This window comes from Sphingomonas sp. (assembly GCF_025362505.1).
Classification (GTDB): domain Bacteria; phylum Pseudomonadota; class Alphaproteobacteria; order Sphingomonadales; family Sphingomonadaceae; genus Sphingomicrobium.
Genome location: NZ_JANYGG010000021.1, coordinates 1 through 15,550, shown reverse-complemented (window position 1 = coordinate 15,550; position 15,550 = coordinate 1). Strand labels below are relative to the sequence as shown.

Annotated in this window: 19 protein-coding genes and 1 pseudogene; 14 read left to right on the top strand and 6 right to left on the bottom strand. The window is 65.4% G+C overall.

Annotated elements, in window-relative coordinates:
- From argH to Q0R27_RS01445, 3 genes are all read left to right on the top strand, one after another.
- On the top strand, positions 1-696 hold a 696-nt coding region (argH, locus tag Q0R27_RS01455), incomplete at its 5' end, for an argininosuccinate lyase (protein ID WP_293940312.1).
- Positions 696-1,007, top strand: a complete 312-nt coding sequence (locus Q0R27_RS01450; RefSeq protein ID WP_293940311.1) for a hypothetical protein — start codon at positions 696-698, stop codon at positions 1,005-1,007. The genes argH and Q0R27_RS01450, both read left to right, overlap by 1 nt.
- Positions 1,004-1,864 carry a UTP--glucose-1-phosphate uridylyltransferase gene (locus tag Q0R27_RS01445; RefSeq protein ID WP_293940310.1) on the top strand — a complete coding sequence of 287 codons (861 nt, stop codon included), beginning with the start codon at positions 1,004-1,006 and terminating at the stop codon, positions 1,862-1,864. Before Q0R27_RS01450 ends, Q0R27_RS01445 begins: the two co-directional genes overlap by 4 nt.
- A gap of 33 nt (positions 1,865-1,897) precedes the next feature.
- Here Q0R27_RS01445 and Q0R27_RS01440 read toward each other — a convergent pair whose 3' ends face one another.
- Positions 1,898-2,443, bottom strand: coding sequence for a response regulator (locus Q0R27_RS01440; protein ID WP_293940309.1), 546 nt, complete (start codon positions 2,441-2,443; stop codon positions 1,898-1,900).
- A gap of 81 nt (positions 2,444-2,524) precedes the next feature.
- Positions 2,525-3,091 carry an HNH endonuclease gene (locus Q0R27_RS01435; protein ID WP_293940308.1) on the bottom strand — a complete coding sequence of 189 codons (567 nt, stop codon included), beginning with the start codon at positions 3,089-3,091 and terminating at the stop codon, positions 2,525-2,527.
- Positions 3,092-3,279: 188 nt separating this feature from the next.
- Between Q0R27_RS01435 and gluQRS the strand changes: the two genes are divergently transcribed.
- The 9 genes from gluQRS (at position 3,280) to Q0R27_RS01390 (ending at position 9,631) form a co-directional block, all read left to right on the top strand.
- Positions 3,280-4,113, top strand: coding sequence for a tRNA glutamyl-Q(34) synthetase GluQRS (gene gluQRS / locus Q0R27_RS01430; protein WP_293940307.1), 834 nt, complete (start codon positions 3,280-3,282; stop codon positions 4,111-4,113).
- 10 nt (positions 4,114-4,123) lie between these two features.
- Positions 4,124-4,330 (top strand): HIG1 domain-containing protein, encoded by a 207-nt coding sequence (locus Q0R27_RS01425; RefSeq protein WP_293940306.1) that lies wholly within the window; start codon positions 4,124-4,126, stop codon positions 4,328-4,330.
- Position 4,331: 1 nt separating this feature from the next.
- Positions 4,332-4,907, top strand: a complete 576-nt coding sequence (locus Q0R27_RS01420) for a cob(I)yrinic acid a,c-diamide adenosyltransferase (protein ID WP_293940314.1) — start codon at positions 4,332-4,334, stop codon at positions 4,905-4,907.
- Positions 4,877-6,106: an ergothioneine biosynthesis protein EgtB gene (gene egtB / locus Q0R27_RS01415; protein WP_293940305.1), complete on the top strand. Its 1,230-nt coding sequence runs from the start codon at positions 4,877-4,879 to the stop codon at positions 6,104-6,106. The genes Q0R27_RS01420 and egtB overlap by 31 nt, the downstream gene beginning before the upstream one ends.
- Positions 6,093-7,085 (top strand): L-histidine N(alpha)-methyltransferase, encoded by a 993-nt coding sequence (gene egtD, locus Q0R27_RS01410; protein WP_293940304.1) that lies wholly within the window; start codon positions 6,093-6,095, stop codon positions 7,083-7,085. The genes egtB and egtD overlap by 14 nt, the downstream gene beginning before the upstream one ends.
- Before the next feature lie 63 nt (positions 7,086-7,148).
- Entirely contained in the window at positions 7,149-7,454 is a 306-nt protein-coding gene (locus tag Q0R27_RS01405) for a YggT family protein (RefSeq protein WP_293940313.1), read from the top strand.
- Positions 7,455-7,457: 3 nt separating this feature from the next.
- Positions 7,458-8,348: a bifunctional methylenetetrahydrofolate dehydrogenase/methenyltetrahydrofolate cyclohydrolase FolD gene (gene folD / locus Q0R27_RS01400; protein WP_293940303.1), complete on the top strand. Its 891-nt coding sequence runs from the start codon at positions 7,458-7,460 to the stop codon at positions 8,346-8,348.
- Positions 8,345-9,004, top strand: a complete 660-nt coding sequence (locus tag Q0R27_RS01395; RefSeq protein WP_293940302.1) for a hypothetical protein — start codon at positions 8,345-8,347, stop codon at positions 9,002-9,004. The genes folD and Q0R27_RS01395 overlap by 4 nt, the downstream gene beginning before the upstream one ends.
- Positions 9,005-9,631: a MarC family protein gene (locus Q0R27_RS01390; protein WP_293940301.1), complete on the top strand. Its 627-nt coding sequence runs from the start codon at positions 9,005-9,007 to the stop codon at positions 9,629-9,631.
- Here the strand turns inward: Q0R27_RS01390 and Q0R27_RS01385 are convergent.
- Complete coding sequence (locus tag Q0R27_RS01385; RefSeq protein ID WP_293940300.1) at positions 9,628-11,403, bottom strand: AcrB/AcrD/AcrF family protein; 1,776 nt, start codon at positions 11,401-11,403, stop codon at positions 9,628-9,630. The genes Q0R27_RS01390 and Q0R27_RS01385 overlap by 4 nt on opposite strands.
- 81 nt (positions 11,404-11,484) lie before the next feature.
- Between Q0R27_RS01385 and Q0R27_RS01380 the strand changes: the two genes are divergently transcribed.
- Together Q0R27_RS01380 and Q0R27_RS01375 are read left to right on the top strand one after the other, a co-directional pair.
- Positions 11,485-12,231 carry a methyltransferase domain-containing protein gene (locus tag Q0R27_RS01380; RefSeq protein ID WP_293940299.1) on the top strand — a complete coding sequence of 249 codons (747 nt, stop codon included), beginning with the start codon at positions 11,485-11,487 and terminating at the stop codon, positions 12,229-12,231.
- Entirely contained in the window at positions 12,228-12,653 is a 426-nt protein-coding gene (locus Q0R27_RS01375) for a GtrA family protein (RefSeq protein ID WP_293940298.1), read from the top strand. Before Q0R27_RS01380 ends, Q0R27_RS01375 begins: the two co-directional genes overlap by 4 nt.
- Here the strand turns inward: Q0R27_RS01375 and Q0R27_RS01370 are convergent.
- From Q0R27_RS01370 to Q0R27_RS01360, 3 genes and pseudogenes are all read right to left on the bottom strand, one after another.
- A complete protein-coding gene (locus Q0R27_RS01370; RefSeq protein ID WP_293940297.1) occupies positions 12,549-13,622 on the bottom strand; it encodes a glycosyltransferase family 2 protein in 1,074 nt (357 codons plus the stop codon). The genes Q0R27_RS01375 and Q0R27_RS01370 overlap by 105 nt on opposite strands.
- Complete coding sequence (locus Q0R27_RS01365) at positions 13,619-15,178, bottom strand: hypothetical protein (RefSeq protein WP_293940296.1); 1,560 nt, start codon at positions 15,176-15,178, stop codon at positions 13,619-13,621. Before Q0R27_RS01365 ends, Q0R27_RS01370 begins: the two co-directional genes overlap by 4 nt.
- Positions 15,175-15,550 (bottom strand): annotated as a pseudogene (locus Q0R27_RS01360) (argininosuccinate synthase domain-containing protein); the annotation flags it as partial. The gene Q0R27_RS01365 and the pseudogene Q0R27_RS01360, both read right to left, overlap by 4 nt.

Below are 15,550 nucleotides of genomic sequence, written 5' to 3'. Positions count from 1 at the left end.
CTGGACGCCGTCTCGGACCGTGATTTCGCCGTCGATTACCTTCATTCTGCGGCTTTAACAGCAGTGCATTGTTCGCGGCTGGCGGAGGAAATCATCCTGTGGGCGTCGCAGCCGTTCGGCTTCGTCAGGCTACCCGATGCCTGGTCGACCGGCTCGTCGATCATGCCGAACAAGCGCAATCCCGACGCGGCGGAGCTGGTTCGCGGCCACTCGGCGCGGATCATCGGCGACCTGGTCGGAATGCTCGTATTGTTGAAGGGCCTCCCCCTAGCCTACGCCAAAGACTTGCAGGACGACAAGCCGGTGGTGTTCGATGCGCACGACCTGCTGTCGCTGAGCCTGGCGGCGATGGCGGGGATGATCGCCGACCTCGAGTTCGTGCCGGAGAAGATGCGGACCGCCGCTGCCGCCGGCCACGCCACCGCAACCGACCTCGCCGACTGGCTGGCACGCGAAGCGGACGTGCCGTTCCGCGAGGCGCATCACATTGCCGGGCGCGCTGTCGCCGCCGCCGAGGCCGCGGGCAAGCCACTGGACGACTTGACCCTGGCCGAGCTGCAGGCGGTCGATCCGCGCATCACGCACGACGCGCTGCCCTGCCTGGCGGTCGAATCATCGGTCGCCTCGCGAACCTCGGCTGGCGGGACCGCGCCCGTCCGGGTACAAGAGGCGATCGCTGCGGCGCGGAGCAAATAATGAAGCCTATCCTCCTGATCGGTGCCGTGTTGCTCGTTGCCGGTTGCGGTAAGGTCGCCGAACTCGAGCCCGCGCCGGGTCAGCGCCTCCCTGTGAGGCCGGCAACGGCGGCCACGATCCCGACGGCCGAAGACTTGCTCCGTCCCCGCACCGACGCCGCACCGCAGCGGGTCGACGAGCTGACGCGCCGCTCGGCTCCGCGCAGGGCCGACCGGTTCGACCTGCCCCCACCCGATGGCGGCGCCCCGACGCTTCCGGCGGGCGCAACGCCGCCGCTTACTCCAACCGAGCAGGTCACGACCCCCAAATGACCAGGTTCCGTCCCGTCAGAAAGGCCGTCTTCCCCGTCGCCGGCCTAGGCACCCGCCTGCTCCCCGCGACCAAGACGATGCCCAAGGAAATGCTGACCGTCGTCGACCGCCCGCTGATCCAATATGCAGTCGACGAAGCGCGCGATGCAGGGATTGAGCAGCTGATTTTCGTTACCGGCCGCGGCAAGTCCAGCCTCGTCGATTATTTCGACCTGGGGTTCGAGCTCGAAGCGACGATGGAGAAGGCCGGCAAGAGCCGCGCCGCGCTCGACAGCTCGCGCACCACCCCGGGCGAGCTGATCTCGGTCCGCCAGCAGCAACCGCTCGGCCTGGGTCATGCGGTATGGTGTGCCCGCCACATCGTCGGCGACGAACCGTTTGCGGTGATCCTGCCCGACGATCTGATGGTCGGCGGCGCACTCCGCCAGATGGTCGAGGCCTATAATCAGGTCGGCGGAAACATCGTCTGCGCCGAGGAAGTCGCGCCGGAGAAGACTGCCAGCTACGGCATCGTCACCCCGGGTGAGACGCGCGGTAACCTTACCGAGGTGAAGGGACTGGTGGAAAAGCCCTCCCCCGAGGTTGCGCCGTCGCGACTCGCGATCATCGGCCGCTACATTCTCCAGCCCGAGGTGATGGACATCCTCGACGCGAAGGAAACCGGCGCGGGGGGAGAAATCCAGCTGACCGACGCGATGGCCAAGCTGATCGGCAAGCAACCGTTCCACGCGTTAAAGGTCGATGCGGTGCGCCATGACTGCGGCGACAAGGCGGGGTTCGTGCTCGCCAACCTGGCGATCGCGATGGACCGCGAAGACCTCGCGCCGCGCATCCGGGAATATATGGCGGGGCGGTAAGGATCTCGCCCCTTCCCCCGAAGCGGGAAGGGGTTAAGTGTTGCGCACCGACCCTGCCAACCGTGTTCGCTCGCTCTCGCTTTCAGCCAGCGCGGCGCGCATGTCGCCGAGTTGGAGCGCCCTCGTCACCACTCGCGCGTCGAGCGCAGCATTGTCGGCGCGCAGCTCCTTCAGCGCGCGCGCGCGGGTCAACAGGCGGGCGATGCGCGCCAGCAGAATTTCATGATGGAACGGCTTGACGACGACATCGTCCGCGCCCGCTTCGAGCGCGCGGACCGTGCCAGTGCGGTCGCTCCGCGCGCTGATCAGGATCACCGGAAGGTCGCGCATCCCGCTATCGTCGCGGATCAGGCGCGTCAGTTCGGTCCCGCTCATCAGTGGCATTGACAGTTCGGCGAGGACGAGATCGACCGGGAAACGGTGCAGCTCGGCCACGGCTGATTGCGCGCTTTCGGCCGCGGCGACGCGATAACCTGCCTCGCCCAGCCGCCGTGCGAGCACGCCCATTGCGCTGCGCCCCGGCTCGACGAGCAGGATGCGTGGCGCGTCGAAGCGCGAATTCGGGATCGGAGGTGGCACGGTCGAAGCCATCCCGCCGCGATAAACACAAATGGTTAAGGCAGAATTAGAGTAACCGCCATTTTTGCAGGAGCGCAGGCGTCATGCCTCCAATTCGACATCCCAGTAGAGATAATCGCGCCAGCTCTGGTGGAGATAGTTGGGCGGGAAGCTCTTGCCATGGTCCTGCAGCTGCCAGCTGGTCGGACGGATCGGCTCGCGATGGATCGGCATCTGCGCCTGGCGCGGAGTGCGGCCGCCTTTCTTGAGGTTGCACGGCGCGCAGGCGGTCGCGACATTTTCCCACGCCGTGCGGCCGCCCTGTGCGCGGGGGAGGACATGATCGAAGGTTAGCTCGCGGTGAGATCCGCAATAGACGCAGCGGAAGCGGTCGCGGAGGAACAGGTTGAACCGGGTGAAAGCGGGATGTTCGTTGGGCCGGACGAACTGGCGCAGCGCGATGACCGAGGGCAGCTTGACCGCCCGCGTCGGCGAATGCACCTCGCGGTCATAGAGGGCGACCACATCAACCCGTTCGAGGAACATCGACTTCACCGCAGTCTGCCACGGCCACAGACTGAGGGGATAATAGCTCAGTGGGGTGTAATCGGCGTTGAGCACGAGTGCCGGACAACTGTCCGGATGGCGCAGGAGGTCGGTGTGGTACACGAGTGCACAGAGCCTTTCGTCCGGTTGACCCGAACATCGCTCCCCGGCCCCGTCGCACGCAAGGAGGAGAGGGCGTTCGAGCCCGCTTCCCTTGTGACGCGCTGGATGCCAAGCCAGCGTGACATGGTCATGACAGCACGCGCGATGATTCCTCGTCAAGTAATTCCTCTCGGGAAGAGGGAGGAGGAATGACGACCAGCCGGTTTGCACCGTCTCCGACCGGGCTGCTGCACCTTGGCCACGCTTTTTCAGCGGTGCTTGCGCGGGCGAGGGGGGATCGGTTCCTGCTCCGGATCGAGGATCTCGATCCTGGCCGCAGTCGGCCCGAATTCATCGACGCGATCAACGAGGATCTCGCGTGGTTGGGCATTGCGCCCGATGCCGTGCCTTTGGTCCAGTCGCGACGAACTAATCACTATGCCGCCGCGCTGGACGAGTTGCGCGGGCAGGGCCTGGTCTATCCCTGCTTTTGCACCCGGGCCGATATCGCCGCTGCCCTGAGCGCGCCACATGGCGCGTCGGTGCATTATCCCGGCACCTGTCGCGGCCTGCCCGATGATCCGGAGCGTCGCGCCGCTGGCCCGCACAGCTGGCGGCTCGATGCTGCCAGGGCGATCGGGCGCATCGGCCTGCCGAGCTGGCGCGAGGAGGATGGAACCGTCTGTACCGCCGCGGCCGCCGATTTCGACGACGTCATTCTCGCCCGCAAGGACGCGCCGGCCGCCTACCACCTTGCCTGCATCGTCGACGATGCGGCGTCGGGCGTGACGCTGGTCGTGCGCGGCGCCGACTTGCGCGCCTCGACCCCGGTCCAGCGAATACTGCAGCTGCTCCTCGGTCTGCCTCAGCCGACCTATCTCCACCACCGCCTCGTCACCCACGCCGATGGCGGCCGCCTCGCCAAACGCGACCGGGCGCCGACCCTTGCCGCAATGCGCGCGGACGGCGTCGACGGCTCCGTCCTCGCGCGCGACCTTCTTGCCGGGCAACTGCCCCTAGGATTCTCCTGGTCGAACGCCTAGATAGTCGAGCATGAACATCCTGCTCATCCTGCTCCTCGTCGCCGCCATGGGCGCGACCGCCTATGTCCTCGTGCGCGGCGTCATCGCGATGGCCTCGGGAAAAGACAATGGCGGCGCGAAACAGCAGGCATGGATGCGCAAACGCGTGCTCTATCAGGGCATCGCCATCGCCATCGTCGCAGTGATCCTGATGCTGTCCGGGGCGCGGGGCCGCTAGTCTGGTCAAGCTCAACAAGATTTACACCCGCACCGGTGACGAAGGCACTTCGGGGCTGGTCGACGGGACGCGCGTCTCCAAGGCGAGCGCGCGGATGGTCGCGATCGGCGACGTCGACGAGGCGAACAGCGCGCTTGGGCTCGCCATAGCCCACCTTGGCGATCATCCGCTGGCACCGTCGCTATTGCGCATCCAGAACGAGATGTTCGACCTCGGCGCCGATATCGCGACCCCGGTAACCGATAACGCCGACCCCGAATGGGCCTTGCGGATGGTGCCTGACCAGGTCGCCCGGCTCGAGCGCGAGATCGATGCGATGAACGAACCGCTCGGCCCGCTGACCAGCTTCATCCTGCCCGGCGGATCGCAGGGAGTCGCCGCCCTTCACCTCGCCCGAGCGATCGTCCGGCGAGCCGAGCGGGCAATTGTTGCCTTGGCTGCCGAGGAACGCATCAATCCGCCCGCGCTGACGTATCTCAACCGCCTGTCGGACCATTTGTTCGTTTCCGCGCGTTCGGTTGCGGCAGGTGAAGAAGGCGATGTGCTGTGGCGACCCGGAGCGACCCGCGAGAGCTAGACAATCTGGGACAGCGCCTCGCGGCGACCCGGACGCTGACGCTCGACCTCGCCGCCCCGCTGTCGGACGCCGAAGCGACGATCCAGCCATTCCCTGACGCGTCACCGGCCAAATGGCATTTGGCGCACACGACGTGGTTCTTCGAGGCGTTCGTGCTGCGCGACCTTGGGATCGCGCCGTTCGATGAGCGGTTCGCCTATCTGTTCAACAGCTATTACGAAGGCGAAGGCGAGCGGATTGCGCGCGACCGCCGCGGGATGATCGGTCGGCCGAGCCTCGACGAGATCCGCGACTGGCGGACGCATGTCGATGAACGGCTCGATCGGGCGTTGGCGTCATTGTCGGACGGAGCCCGCGCGCTGGTCGAGCTCGGCATCCAGCACGAGCAACAGCACCAGGAGCTGTTCCTGACCGATATCCTGGCAACGTTTGCCGCTAATCCGCTCGAACCTGCCTACGGCCCTCGCGAGGAAGCCCAGTTGCTTCGCTCCGCTCCACATGACGGGTGGGCTTCGCATCCGGGCGGGATCGCCATGATCGGCGCGCCGGACGAAGGTTTCGCATTCGATTGCGAGCGGCCTCGGCATCGCGCGCTCGTTCACCCGCACGCCCTCTTTTCGCGGCCTGTCAGCAATTCCGCATGGGCCGAGTTTATCGCCGATGGCGGCTATACCGTCGCCACCCTGTGGCTCAGCGAAGGCTGGGACTGGGTGCGGCGCGAATGCGTCACGCGCCCGCTCTACTGGCGGAAGGATGGGACCGAGTTCACCCTCGCCGGCCGCGTGACCCGTGACCCCGCCGCCCCGGTCGCTCACGTCAGTTTCTACGAAGCCGACGCCTATGCGCGTTGGGCCGGTGCCCGGCTGCCACGCGAAGAGGAATGGGAGGTCGCCGCGCAAGGGAACGACGCGAGCGAGGGCCAGCAGCTCGACGTTGCTACCGGCGTGGTGCCCGCCCCCAAGAACGGGCTGTTCGGCGGTGTGTGGGAATGGACCAATTCGGCGTTCCTCGCGCACCCCGGCTTCAAGCCCGCCGAGGGCACCGTTGGTGAGTATAACGGCAAGTTCATGTGCGGGCAATTCGTCCTGAAGGGGGCGAGTTGCGCGACTCCGCGGGGCCACAGTCGCGCGAGCTATCGAAACTTCTTCCCGCCGGCCGCGCGCTGGCAGTTTACCGGGGTGCGCCTTGCTCGAGACTGATGAGTTGTCCGTCGCCCATGTGTCGGCGTTTGGCTGGGAGAAGGTCGATCCCGCCTTCCGCGACGATGTCCTGCATGGCCTTGCCGGGCCAATTCCGTCGATCCCGGCACGTTGGCTCTACGATCGTCGAGGCTCCGAGCTGTTCGACGAAATCACCCGGCTCGACGCCTATTATCCGACGCGGACCGAGACCGCGCTGCTCACGCGCATCATGCCGCAGATCGTAGCGGCACTCGCCCCCGGCCTGGCAGTGGTCGAGTTCGGTGCCGGATCGGCAACCAAGACTCCGCTGTTGCTCGAAGCGGTCCATCCCGCCGCTTATGTCCCTATCGACATCAGCGGGGATTATCTCCACGAAAGCGCCGGGGTGGTCGACGACGCGTTCCATTTCCCCGTCTTCCCCGTCGTTGCCGATTTCACCAGGGAGCTGACCCTTCCCGCCGAGATCGCGTCGATGCCCAAGCTCGGCTTCTTCCCCGGCTCGACGATCGGCAATTTCGTTCCCCGCAGCGCGACCGACCTGCTGCGCCATTTCCGCGCGCTGCTCGGCACCGGCTCGCGCCTGCTGATCGGCATGGATCGGGTCAAGCCGGTCGAGCGCCTGATCGCGGCCTATGACGACCCCGAGGGCGTCACGGCGGCGTTCAACCTCAACCTCATCGAGCGGATGAACCGGGAACTCAACGGCACCATCCCGCCAAGTGCGTTCGTCCATGAAGCGCGCTGGAACGACATGCTCGGCCGCATCGAGATGCACTTGCGCGCCACGCGGGATGTCACCTTCACGATCGAGGGGCACCGGTTCGCCTTCGCTGAGGGCTCCTCGATCCACACCGAGAACAGCCACAAATATGGCCAGCGCGGCGCGAGGCTGATGCTCCTTGCCGGCGGCTGGACCCCGGTTGCCGAATGGAGCGACCCGGCCGGCGATTTCACGCTGATCCTCGCCGAGGCTCAACCTAACCGCTTTGCGCCCTGACGCGCCGACCGGAAGCGGTGAGTTGTGCCGCTTTCGCCGCCCGGCTAGGACGCGCCGATGAACATTGTCCTTTCGCTCTTTTCGATCGCCATCCTGCTGCTCAATGTGTTGTGGTGGGTCATCATCGTCCAGGCGATCCTCAGCTGGCTGCTCGCCTTCAACGTGCTCAACGTCTCCTCGCCTGCGGTCCGCCAGATCTCGCTGGCACTGGAGAAATTGACCGCTCCGCTGTACCGGCCGATCCGCCGCATCCTGCCCGATTTTGGCGGGATCGACTTCTCGCCGATGGTCGTGCTGCTGCTGATCCTCGTTATCCAGAAACTGCTGGCCGGCGCGGCGATGGATATCGCCACCAGTGCAACGGTCTAAAAAGTGACTGCCCGCCTGATCGACGGCAAGGCCGCCGCCGCAACGCTTCGTGCCCGCGTTGCTGGGGTTGTCCATCGCTTTCTGGCCGCCACCAGTCGCGCGCCGGGGCTTGCGGTGGTGCTCGTCGGCGAGGATCCGGCAAGCTCGGTCTACGTCCGCGCCAAGGGCAAGGCGACGATCGAAGCCGGGATGCAAAGCTTCGAGCATAAACTCCCGGCGGACACGAGCGAAGCGGACCTGCTCGCCCTGGTCGACCAGCTGAATGCCGATCCTGCCGTCGACGGAATTCTCGTCCAGCTTCCCCTCCCGGCGCAAATCGACGCGAACAAGGTCATCACCCGGATCGACCCCGACAAGGATGTCGACGGTTTCCACCCGACCAATGCCGGTCGGCTCGCAATCGGACTGCCCGGGTTCGTCGCCTGCACGCCGCTCGGCTGCCTCAAGCTACTCCGCGCCGAGCTCGGCGACCTGTCGGGCAAAAGCGCCGTGGTCATCGGGCGGTCGAATATCGTCGGCAAGCCGATGGCGCTGCTGCTGCTCGGCGACAGCGCGACCGTGACCGTCGCGCACAGCAGGACGAAGGATCTTGCATCGGTCGTGCGCCAGGCCGACATCGTCGTCGCCGCGGTCGGTCGGCCGGAAATGGTCAAGGGCGACTGGCTCAAGCCCGGCGCAATCGTGATCGACGTCGGTATCAACCGCGTCGACGGGCCTGAACCGGGCAAGACCCGGCTGGTCGGCGACGTCGAGTTCGCGTCCGCTGCGCAAGTTGCCGGCGCGATCACCCCGGTACCCGGTGGAGTCGGGCCGATGACCATTGCCTGCCTCATCCGCAACACGCTCGTCTCGGCCGCGCGCCGTGAGGGTTTCGTGCTGGAGAACGACCTATGATCGCCATCTTTCTTGCGGCCGCCGCGACCGTCGCACAGCCCGTGATTTCCGGCCCGACCGCGATCGATGCCGAACGCGCCTTCGCTCGTGATGCGCAGCGCATCGGCCAGTGGGCGGCGTTCCGCAAATATGCCGCTCGCGACGCGGTGATGTTCACGCCGCAAGTCGTGTGGGCACGCGATTTCCTCAAGGACCGCAAGGAACCGCGCCGTGCGATTAGCTGGTCGCCGGCGGCCTCTGTGATGTCGTGCGACGGCACGGTCGCGGTCAACGCCGGGCCTTACTCGGTCCCCGGCGCGACCGGCGCGGGCTCGCATGGGCGTTTCACGACTGTCTGGCTCAAAGGTTCGAAGGGCTGGCGGTGGATCTACGATGGCGGAGAGCCGACCGCGAAGCCCGTGCCCGCCGGCCCCGTCCCGCTGGTCAGTCGCGCCGCCTGCACCGGCCACCCGACGGGCGCCCCGATCGCGAGCGCACCGACGCTGTCCAGTTCGGCCACCGCTGCCCTTCCCAATGATTATGGACGCGGCGAATCCGCCGATCGGACGCTGGGCTGGGACTGGAAGGTCGAGAAGGGCGGAATGCGGACGTTGCGCGTTTATCAATGGACCGGCCGCCGCTACGCCCAACGCGTCTACCAGCGCGTCGCCCCGTAAGTGCTCGCGCTATTCACCTCGGCGCTGGTCAGTTTCCTCGTCATCATCGACCCGCCGGGCTGCGCGCCGATCTTCGCTTCGCTAACGGCTGGCACCGCCGCCGAGCATCGCCGCAAGATGGCGATCCGCTCGTCGCTGATAGCGCTCGGCATCCTGCTGTTCTTCGCGTTGCTCGGACGGCCATTGCTCCGCACGCTCGGCATCACGCTGGCCAGTTTCCGCCTGGCGGGCGGGATCATGCTGTTCATTATCGCACTGGAAATGGTGTTCGAGCGGCGGACCGCGAAGCGCGAGGAGCGCGCCCACGCGGTCGAGGCCGAGGGGGCCGAGGATATTTCGGTATTCCCGATGGCAATCCCGATGATCGCCGGTCCCGGATCGATTGCCACCGCGATGCTGCTGACGTCGCGTGCCGAGGGGCTGACCGAGACCGCGATCGTGCTGGCTGCGATGGCGCTCGTTATCCTGCTGACGATGCTCGCCTTACTCGCCGCCGGGCCGATCATGCGGTTCATCGGGGCGAAGCTCGAAGCGATGATTACCCGGCTCCTGGGTGTGATCCTCGCCGCACTCGCCGCGCAATTCGTGATCGACGGGGTCCGGCAGAGCTTCCCCGGCCTGACCTAGCCGACGACGCGGTAAATCTTGAGCGGGTTCCCCTTGGGCAAAGGGATCGGCTGCAGCCATTGCGGTACCTCGCCGCGTTCGAGCTGTCCGTAAAAACCCTTCGGCGCTTCGGCCATGAAGATTGTCGTCTGCGACATCGCCGGGCAGGTCAGGACATAGTTCGCATGGTGCCGAAGGATGATCGCATGGGCATCATCCGCCGTTCCCCTGAAAGCGTGCATCGTGTCGGCGATGGCGTCGCCGTTGCGGTGGTAGGGCCCGGCGATCGAGCTGTGATGCGTGACGGTGATCAGTCGCGGCGCGAGGTCGACGAAGGTGAACACGATCCCCTTTGGCAGGAGCGCGACCGGTTTCATCGCCCATAGCGTCGGGCAAAGGCCGTTGGCGCGGCCGATTGCCCGCTCGCGCGGCGTGGTCGGCTTGCCGGGGACGAAATTGAGCACCATCGGTACGAGCCCGCCGAGCCCCAACAGGACCACAACGCTTGTTCCGACCACACGCTTCAAGCTGTTGTTCGATGCAAACACGCGCGGCGCGAGCAGCCACGGCAAGGCGATCGCGCCCGGAATCGCGAGCATCTGCGCCGCGGGCCCGGTGCGCGTCTGCCATGCCAGCAGCAGCGTCGCGGCGAGCGACGGCGCAGCGACCGAAAGCAGGGTGCGCAGCCGCTCGCGATCATGGCGCACCGTCCAGGCGAGGAGGGGAAAGCCAAGCAGGCCGGCAACCGGCAGCGCGAGGATCAGGCAAGCGACCTGCCAGCCGTTCGACCAGACCGGCCGCGCCTCCCGGACATGGCTCAGCCAAAGTTGCGCGACCTCTGGGGATACGCCTTCAAGCCGGGTCAGGCAGTGAGGCCACATCAGCGCGTGGAATGCCGCGATGATCACCCCGGTGCCGAGCGCGAGCGACAAGCGCATCTTCCACCGCTCAACTCCGAGCATGGCAAGACCGAGCATCAAGGCTCCGGCGACCAGTGCGTCGGACAACCACACCGGCGACAGCGCGTCGCACACCGGCAGGCGGTTGGCATAGGAGGCGAAGGCGGTGAAGCCGAGCGCGCAGCCGCCGCCGATGCTGACGGCGAACGCCGCAAGCCGCCGCCGTTCGTCGCGGTCGGCGACCCAGGCAAGCACGGACGCGACCCCAGACAGCGCGATGTAAATGATCATCTCGAGCCCGATCGACAGCGAGATGGCGCTGGTGATCCCAAGCACGACCCCGCCGCGCGCGCGGCGCGGGTCGGCCATCCCGGCGCCGCCAATCGCGAGCAGGGCGAGTTGCCAGCCGTGGTGATCGACCCGCTCGGGCGTATACATGCCGAGTGTCGATCCGGCGAAGAACAGCGCGACGATAGCCAGCACATAAGCGGCGGGCGCGATGAGCCGGCGAGCGGTCAGCGACAAGGCGATCATCATCGGGAGAAGCGGGATCAGCGGCGCAACGGCGACCGCGGTGCGCTCGGCGTCCGCGCCGCCGATGAACGGTCGCAGCGCCAGGATCATCCCCGCGATCGGCAGGTCGACGATCCGCGACCAGTGGATATCGGCCCCGAACGGCGGGTTCATCTTGTATTGGCGAAGGTCGAACCAGTCCTGCCCGGCGATGAGCGCACGGACCTGGCTCATCCGCATATTATCGTCGGTATCGCCGAGCATGAAGCCCCGGATCTGACCGCGCGCGAAAAACAGCATGTAGGCCGACAGCCCCAGCCAGGCGGATACTACCACCCAGCGCCAATGACGCTCGACCTTTTCCAGCAACCACTCGGGCACGATGGGACTTCCTTGCGTGAAAGATGAAATCGCGCTCTAGCCCGCTGTCGGCAATGGGCAAACGACCAAATCGGGTGGGTGATGAGCGAACATCAATATTCGGGCGATTTCTACGACTATATCGACGCCGGCTCGCGGCGCTCGGCGCAGGCGGTGTCCAGGCTTCTCCTTGGCGAGATGGTTATCGCCAGCTTGCTCGATGTCGGCGCCGGACACGGTGCATGGGCTGCGGAATGGCACGCTGCGGGTGTCGCTGACGTCGTCGCGGTCGACGGCGAGTATGTAAATCCGGATCAGCTCGCTATCCCGCGGGCAATGTTCCGCGCGCACGACTTGTTGACGCCGCTCAACCTTGGTCGCCGCTTCGATCTTGTGCAAAGCCTCGAGGTTGCGGAGCATTTGCCCGCCGCCAAGGCCGCCGGGTTCGTCGAAAGCCTGGTTCGCCATGGTGACGTAGTCCTCTTTTCGGCGGCGGTTCCCCATCAGGGCGGCGAACACCACGTCAACGAGCAACCGCCAGAATATTGGCGAGCTCTGTTTGCAAAGCATGGGTACACCGCGTTCGACTGGGTCCGGCCCCGGCTCGCGACGGCGAGCGAGGTTATGCCATGGTATCGCTTCAACTCAATTATTTATGCCAATGAGGCGGGGCAGCGGCGCTTGTCGCCCTCGATCCTCGATGCGCGTGTTGCTGAAGGAAGCGCGCTGCCGATCGGCGGCAATCTGGGATGGGCGATGCGCCGCGTGGCGGTGCGGCTGATCCCGCGCGCTCTGGTCAAACCGATTGCCATGGCCAAGGCCAGCGTCGAGGCGCGCTTCCGGCGATGAAAGCCGTGCTCGACCGCGCGTTTGAAACCCCCGAGCGGCGCGAGGCACTGGCCCAACTCGTGCGTTATGGCGTCATCGGCGCCGCGATTACCGCGCTTGGTCAGCTTATCTATTACGTCCTCGCCGAGTGGCGCTTCACCTCGCCCTTGGTGGCGATCGCAACAGCGTGGGTGGTCGGCGTCGTCGTCGGCTATTTCGCTCATGGCTCGATCAGCTTTCGCGGACACGGCGAGCGCGACGACCATGGTCGCATCGGCCTGCGCTTCGTGGTCGTCAATCTGCTCGGCTATCTCGCCAACAGCTTCTGGGTATGGTGGCTAGTCGAGCGGCTCGGCGAGCCGACGTGGTGGCCGATCGTTCCCAACATCGTGCTGACCCCGCTGCTGACCTTCCTGCTCCACCGCCACTGGACCTACGGTTGACGCGACCACGCCGAGACGGTGCTCGCGGCCAGGCTCATACGCTGCGCCAATGATGTCCTGGACGATGTACAGCGGCCGTTGTTTGGCTTGGCTGTAGAGCCGTCCGATATATTCGCCCATCAGGCCAAGCACGAACATCTGCACCGCGCCGAGCACGACTACGACCAGCATCAGCGAGGTCCAGCCGGGGACCGTCCCACCGCGGATCCAGCCCAGCATGATATAGGCGAAGATTAACAGCGAGCCGAGCGACAGCAGCAACCCCGCCTGGCTGGCAAGCTTGAGCGGCGCCGACGAGAAGCCAGTCAGCGCATCCAGCGCGAAGCGGATCATCTTGCCCAGCGGATATTTGGTCTCCCCGGCAAAGCGCTCATCGCGATGATAGGGGAAGGGCAGTTGACGAAATCCGATCCACGCCACCATTCCCCGAATGAACCGCGCTTGTTCGGGCATCGCCAGCAGTACATTAAGTGCGCGACGGCTGATCAGCCGAAAATCGCCGGCATCGAGCGGAATGTCGACCTCGGTCGCTCGCGACAGCAGACGATAGAAACCGTGCGCGGCCGCGCGCTTGAACGCCGTCTCCCCGGCGCGGCTGGTGCGCACACCGTAGATAACGTCCGCCTCCTCGCGACGCATCAGGTCGAGCATCGGGCCGATTAGTTCGGGCGGATCCTGCAAGTCGGCGTCGATGATCAGGACGACGTCTCCGCGGCACAGGTCCAGCCCCGCGGTCAGCGCCAATTGGTGGCCATGGTTGCGCGACAGGTTGACCACGACCAGCCGCGGATCCTCAGCCGCCAGCGTGCGCATCAATTCCCAAGTGCCGTCCTTCGAACTGTCGTTGACGAGCACGACTTCATAATCGTCCCCGAATCGCTCGCGCGCCGCGGCGGTCACCCGCGCATGCAGAGATCGGATGCATTCCTGTTCGTTGAAGCAGGGCACGACGATTGAAAGCGCGGTCATCGGACGACTCGATACAACATGGAGTCGGGCCTGCGCCAGACTAGCTGCATCCCCGCGGTCGTGGCATGGGAATAGGCTGGCGGATCGATCAGCCAGACATAGTCAAACGCCGCCCGCGGAAAAGTCGCCAGCGACTGATCGATCGACGCATGACGATTGTGGCAGTCATTTGGGTAGGCCTGTTGAGAGGAGTCCTTGGCAAAGTCGCCGAATGATGAGGCGTTGCGAAGAGTTAGCAGATTGGCGCCGGCAACGATCCATTGTTCGTTGGAAAAACCAAACTTGCGGACGATGACCATCCCGCCAAGGTGATCGTGGCGATCGAACGCCCAGTCGTCGGTGCATTGGTGTCCGGCGAGACTGAGAACCCGGCTTCCCGGCTCGACATGATCCAGAGATTTCAGCATTTCGCGCTGCTCGTTCGAGGCCTTGGCGAGGCTGAACGTCGTGGTGGCTATTCGTGATGCGAAGAACAACAGGCCGATCGAGGCGAGGATCGGGGCCGACCGCCGGTCAGGCGCGCCTTTGAAGCGAATGGCCAGAAGAAGTGTGGCGATGAAAAATGGCGCGAGCCGCATGTCAGCGAAAGCGGAGCCGAAAACGATCCGCGGAAGTATCAGAAAGCTGATCAATAGGACGATCGCGCTGACCGCCAGGTTGCGCGAAAAGGCGAGACGCGGGTTGCGGATGGTTTCCGCCATGAGGAACAAGGGGATCACGGTTGCGCTCAGAATATCGTAAGCTTGCCAGCGATCGCGAAGCGCAGAGAGAAGCCACAGTTTCTTGGTTGCCCAGTCGAACCAGTCAATCGTTTGCTGACTTGTCGCCCCGCCACGCCATATCAGCATCAACAGCAACGGACCGGAGAGGACCAGTGCATGCGGCAGCGCTTTCAGCAGCGCTCGATGATAACGATGGCCGAGATCGTGCTGGCGAACCACCTCGGCGGAATAGGCGAGCAGGCCGAGCGCACCCCAGCCGAACGTGTGCGTGACGAACAGCAGGAACGAGATCGGAACGAACACGATCGCGCGAAGACCGGTCCGCCCAAGCCGCGCGAGCCTTAGCCATAGGCCGAAGGCAAGAAAGGCGAACGCCATCGACAGCGAATAGTTGACGAACCCGTAGAGGAAGGGGTGCCCAAAGGCGAAGGGCAACGCGAACAACGCGGTCGGCGGGATCCGGTGATGGACTTCTCGCGAGACCCACAGGAAGCCTGCGACCGTCAGCGGCGGAATGCACATCACGATGAGCTTCACGCCAAGCTCGAGTCCGAAAACCTTGGCGATCGGAATGATCAGCAAGTCAATTCCGAGGTTGCCGATGATTGCCCAGTGGAACTGATAATAACGCTGGAGCGAAGCCGAGTGCGCAAGATCGAGCTCGACGCGATAGCGCCCCATGTGGCCCGGAAGGTCGACCAGCGGCGGGATTGGGGGGTAGAGCAGCGGCACGAACGCCAGCAGCACCATCGCCACCACAAACCAGCGGGTTTCCCACCACGGGCGCGGCCCGGAACTGACGATGTTTTCCGGCAAGGCGACAGAAGCCGTCAACCCTGATCGCGCCGGCCAAGCAGCCGCAGCCGAAGTGCGTTGAGTTTGATGAACCCTTCGGCATCGCGCTGGTCATAGGCGCCGGCATCGTCTTCGAACGTCACGACGCGCTCGCTGTAAAGACTCATGGGCGAACGACGGCCGGTAATATGGGTGCCGCCCTTGTAGAGCTTCATCCTGACTTCGCCCTCGACGCGGGCCTGGCTGTGGTCGATCGCCGCCTGGAGCATTTCGCGCTCGGGGCTGAACCAGAAGCCGTTGTAAAGAAGCTCCGCATAGCGCGGCATAAGCTCGTCCTTGAGGTGCGCCGCGCCGCGGTCGAGGGTCAGCTGCTCGATCGCGCGGTGCGCGGCGTGGAGGATCGTCCCGCCC

Excerpts from the sequence above, each read along its gene's own strand:
- Q0R27_RS01425 (WP_293940306.1), top strand. The coding sequence starts at position 4,124 with ATGAACATCCTGCTCATCCTGCTCCTCGTCGCCGCCATGGGCGCGACC.
- Q0R27_RS01370 (WP_293940297.1), bottom strand. The coding sequence starts at position 13,622 with ATGACCGCGCTTTCAATCGTCGTGCCCTGCTTCAACGAACAGGAATGC.
- Q0R27_RS01375 (WP_293940298.1), top strand. The coding sequence starts at position 12,228 with ATGAAAGCCGTGCTCGACCGCGCGTTTGAAACCCCCGAGCGGCGCGAG.
- Q0R27_RS01450 (WP_293940311.1), top strand. The coding sequence starts at position 696 with ATGAAGCCTATCCTCCTGATCGGTGCCGTGTTGCTCGTTGCCGGTTGC.
- Q0R27_RS01395 (WP_293940302.1), top strand. The coding sequence starts at position 8,345 with ATGATCGCCATCTTTCTTGCGGCCGCCGCGACCGTCGCACAGCCCGTG.
- Q0R27_RS01380 (WP_293940299.1), top strand. The coding sequence starts at position 11,485 with ATGAGCGAACATCAATATTCGGGCGATTTCTACGACTATATCGACGCC.
- gluQRS (WP_293940307.1), top strand. The coding sequence starts at position 3,280 with ATGACGACCAGCCGGTTTGCACCGTCTCCGACCGGGCTGCTGCACCTT.
- Q0R27_RS01445 (WP_293940310.1), top strand. The coding sequence starts at position 1,004 with ATGACCAGGTTCCGTCCCGTCAGAAAGGCCGTCTTCCCCGTCGCCGGC.